This is a genomic window from Bradyrhizobium sp. URHD0069 (genome assembly GCF_000701345.1).
In the GTDB taxonomy this organism is placed as follows: Bacteria; Pseudomonadota; Alphaproteobacteria; order Rhizobiales; family Xanthobacteraceae; genus Bradyrhizobium.
Window position 1 is genome coordinate 1 of the sequence record NZ_JNIJ01000109.1, and the last position, 3,504, is coordinate 3,504.

At 63.6% G+C, this 3,504-nt stretch carries 4 protein-coding genes; 3 read left to right on the plus strand and 1 reads right to left on the minus strand.

What is annotated here, in order from left to right:
- The coding region (locus tag N554_RS0130350) for a transposase (protein WP_036054689.1) at positions 1 to 954 on the plus strand (954 nt) is incomplete at its 5' end.
- 267 nt (positions 955 to 1,221) lie between these two features.
- On the opposite strand, the gene N554_RS0130355 is transcribed toward N554_RS0130350, so the two are convergent.
- Entirely contained in the window at positions 1,222 to 1,503 is a 282-nt protein-coding gene (locus N554_RS0130355) for a GntR family transcriptional regulator (RefSeq protein ID WP_029586882.1), read from the minus strand.
- Between the two features lie 229 nt (positions 1,504 to 1,732).
- On the opposite strand from N554_RS0130355, the gene N554_RS41345 reads away from it, so the two are divergent.
- On the plus strand, positions 1,733 to 2,014 hold the full coding sequence (locus N554_RS41345) for an FAD-binding protein (protein ID WP_197033808.1): 282 nt from the start codon (positions 1,733 to 1,735) through the stop codon (positions 2,012 to 2,014).
- Positions 2,015 to 2,028: 14 nt separating this feature from the next.
- Positions 2,029 to 3,135 carry an FAD-binding oxidoreductase gene (locus N554_RS36775; RefSeq protein ID WP_197033809.1) on the plus strand — a complete coding sequence of 369 codons (1,107 nt, stop codon included), beginning with the start codon at positions 2,029 to 2,031 and terminating at the stop codon, positions 3,133 to 3,135.
- The last annotated feature ends 369 nt before the right edge of the window (positions 3,136 to 3,504 follow it).

The window sequence follows — 3,504 nt, forward strand, 5'->3', positions numbered from 1 at the left end:
GGTGAAGGCTTTGCCGTCGATGCGAGCCTGATTGCGGCCGATACCAACAAGCAGCGCTCGATCGCGGGTCAGGATTGGCGCAGGGATCGCGATCCGGCGAGGTCAAGCCGCGCTGTGAAGGAGTATCTGACGACTCTCGACGATACTGCGTGGGGCGCCGCCAGCGACGTTGTCCCGAAGTTCGTCTCACCATCCGATCCCGCGGCGCAGTGGACCGGAGCTCACAAGGGGCCGGCATTCTTTGCTTACTCCGACAACTATCTCATTGACGTGAAGTTCGGCGTCATCGTTGACGTCGAGGCATCCCGCGCCATTCGCCAGGCCGAGGTCGGCGCCGCAAGGACCATGATCGAACGGACAGAAGAGCGCTTCGGTCTCAAGCCGGAGCGGCTTGTGGCCGATACCGCCTATGGGGCAGCTCCGATGCTGAACTGGTTGGTCGAGACTAAGGGCATCGCGCCACATATCCCTGTGTTCGACAAGTCAAAGCGAGATGATGGCACCTTTTCGCGTGGCGACTTTCGATATGATCCGACCAGCGACGTCTACCACTGTCCGGGCGGAAAGCAGCTTGGGACAAGTGGCACCGTGCATGAGGGCAAGACGCTTCTATATCGCGCAAGCAAACTCGACTGCGATGTATGCCCACTCAAACCGCAATGCTGCCCGAAGGAACCATCACGCAAGATCCCGCGCGATATCCATGAGCATGCCCGGGACGTTGCCCGGTCGTTCGCTGGCACCGAGGGCTTTGAACAGTCGCGGCGTGAGCGCAAAAAGATCGAGATGCGGTTCGCGCATTTGAAGCGCATCCTGAGGCTAGGACGCCTTCGACTGCGCGGCCCGCGAGGTGCCCAGGATGAATTTGTTCTTGGTGCCATCGCTCAGAACCTGAGGCGGCTCGCATCGCTGGTCGCACGCCCACCGCCCGCCCAGGCTTTCTGCATCGCGTAGCGTTGGAGTTGAGTAAAGAGCGTCAGGGCCAGCGCGTCCAAAGCTGCGGCTCTTAACAAAAGGCCTAAGGGCCTAATCGGTTGCAGCCGACTTTTGCAACAAAATCTGCCAGACCCGGACGTGGGTCGCCCTCTGTCATCCCATCAGAGTATTCTACCGTCGCTCGCCGCAAGTGTGCGGCAGACTGGCCCGACTATTACCGAATGCGGGCTTTTTGCGAGAAGCAGCAATATTCACCAATCCGCGAACTACGCATCCGCTGAGGGCTCAACCTATCAGTCGGTGCCTTCCTTGCTCGCATTGATTTCGTCTGCAGCTACCCACGTGATTTTCACAACCCACAAGAATCCTACCCGGTGGCCCGCAAGCGTACGCGACGCGTACGGTGCCGCGCGAGACGCCGAGCTTAGCGGCCATGTCACGCCAGGAAGGAAGCTTTGCCCCCGGGTCTAGCCGCACCATCTCGATGGCGTCCCGGACCGCCCGGTAGATCTGCGTCGCCAGCGGCGTCCTTGCGGCGCGGTCGAGATCGATGGGCAGAGCGGCCATGGCGCAATGGTACGATCATTCCCTCCAATCTTGGTCCTGTTTCATGACCAGAGCCGACCACACCTACCGGCCATCGCCACGTGGGAAGCGCTTCTTTTGGTTTCCGGGTGCCGCCCTGTTCCCACCCGCCACAGCCTTAATCACGAACGGCGAAGAACAGACAGAGGCTTCTCGGACCCGTCCGAGGTGTCTTGGCTTCGGGTATGGCACTAGCAATAGGATGTATGTCATGGCTTTCAAGGATTCGTCGCTGCCGCCGGTATTGCCGGAGGATGCCGCGCGCCTCGCGGCCACGGTCGCAGGTTCGGTTCTACTGCCGGGCGACGCGGGATACGACGACGAACGCGCCGTCTGGAATCTGAATCACGAGCTGGTGCCCGCGGTGATCGTGGTGCCGGAGAGCGCGGCCGATGTCCAGGCCGCCGTTACTTTCGCGGCGGGGCAGTACCGGCCGGTCCTGGTGAAGACCACCGGCCACCAGATAGTCGGCCTGGCGCACGGCGCCGCGTGATCGCGACCCGGCGGATGAATGACGTGGCCATCGATGCGGTCGGCCGCTCGGCCCGGGTCGGCGCCGGAGCGATCTGGTCCGAGGTCGTCGAGAAGGCGGCCAAGGCCGGGCTGGCTCCGCTGAACGGGTCGAACCCCTCCGTGGGAGTCTCCGGTTACACCCTTGGCGGCGGCCTCAGCCCGACCCTCGGCCGCTCCCACGGCTACGCCGCCGACCACGTGCGCTCGCTCGACGTAGTGACCGCGGACGGCGAACTGCGGCACGTCAACGCGGAATCCGAACCCGACCTGTTCTGGGCGCTACGCGGCGGCAAGGGCAACTTCGCAGTAGTCACCGCCCTGGAATTCGACCTGTTCCCGGTGTCCCGCCTCTACGGCGGCGGCATCTACTTCCCCGGTGAGCGGACGGCCGACGTGCTGCGCGTCTGGGCCGACTGGCACCCGAGCACCCCGGAGACCATGGTCACGTCGATCGCCGTGATGCGGATGCCATCGATGCCCGAAGTGCCCGAGCCTGTACGCGGGAAGTTTCTGGTGTCGGTGCGGATCGCCTACAACGGCACGACCGCGGACGGCGAGCGGATGGTAGAGCCGCTGCGGGCGGTAGCTCCGGCAGTCCTGGATACGGTGCGGGACATGCCGTACACCGAGGTCGCGTCGATCCACAGCGAGCCGACCGAACCGGTGCCCTACTACGAACGGGGCATCATGCTGCGTGAGTTCCCCGCGCAGGCGCAGGACAAGCTGATCGAACTCGTCGGTCCGGACGCAGAGACCACCCTGGTGATCGCCGAGCTGCGTGCCCTGGGCGGGGCGTGGGACCGGGAGTCGGCGGTGCCCAACGCCGTAGCGACCAGGGGCCTGCCGTACAGCCTGCTCGGCGTCTCGGCCGGTCCGCTGTCGCAGGAGCAGCAACTCAAGCGGTCGGTCGCCGAGCTGCTCGACGGCATGAAGCCCTGGCAGGGTGACCGGCGATTCGTGAACAACCTCGCGCCGGATGAGGCGGCCGACGCCGCGGCGATTTACGGCCCGGAGCGCTACGAGCGCTTGGCGTCCATCAAGAAGACCTACGATCCGGCCAACATGTTCCGGCTCAACCACAACGTGATACCGGCCGCCTGATTAGACACTGGCCGACCGGGCGGGGCCGGACGTAATCAATTCGTGGATAATGTCCAGCGCCACCGATGTCTCGGCCGGTCCGAGCGCGCAGATATTCCCGGCTGCCGCCGCCAATCCCGTGGACGTGGCGATCCGCCTTCGGGCACGAAAGCTTTAACCAATCCAAGGTTGCGTCAATCGGATCGTCTATGCATTTTGGAGGCAAGCCTTCCGAGGTCCGTTTCGGGTCAAACTGAGAAGAACCCAGTGTGAGCAAATGTCTTCCGGGTTACCCTTGAAAGATGGGGTAATCGGCCGGCCCCAGCTTGTGGATAGTTGAAGATTTTGGGTGCTGCGCTTCAGGCTGATGGTGAAACGAGGTCCGTGGTG

What these genes read in the sequence shown, in the direction of transcription:
- N554_RS0130355 (WP_029586882.1), bottom strand. Translation starts at nt 1,503, where the DNA reads ATGGCCGCTCTGCCCATCGATCTCGACCGCGCCGCAAGGACGCCGCTG.
- N554_RS41345 (WP_197033808.1), top strand. Translation starts at nt 1,733, where the DNA reads ATGGCTTTCAAGGATTCGTCGCTGCCGCCGGTATTGCCGGAGGATGCC.
- N554_RS36775 (WP_197033809.1), top strand. Translation starts at nt 2,029, where the DNA reads ATGAATGACGTGGCCATCGATGCGGTCGGCCGCTCGGCCCGGGTCGGC.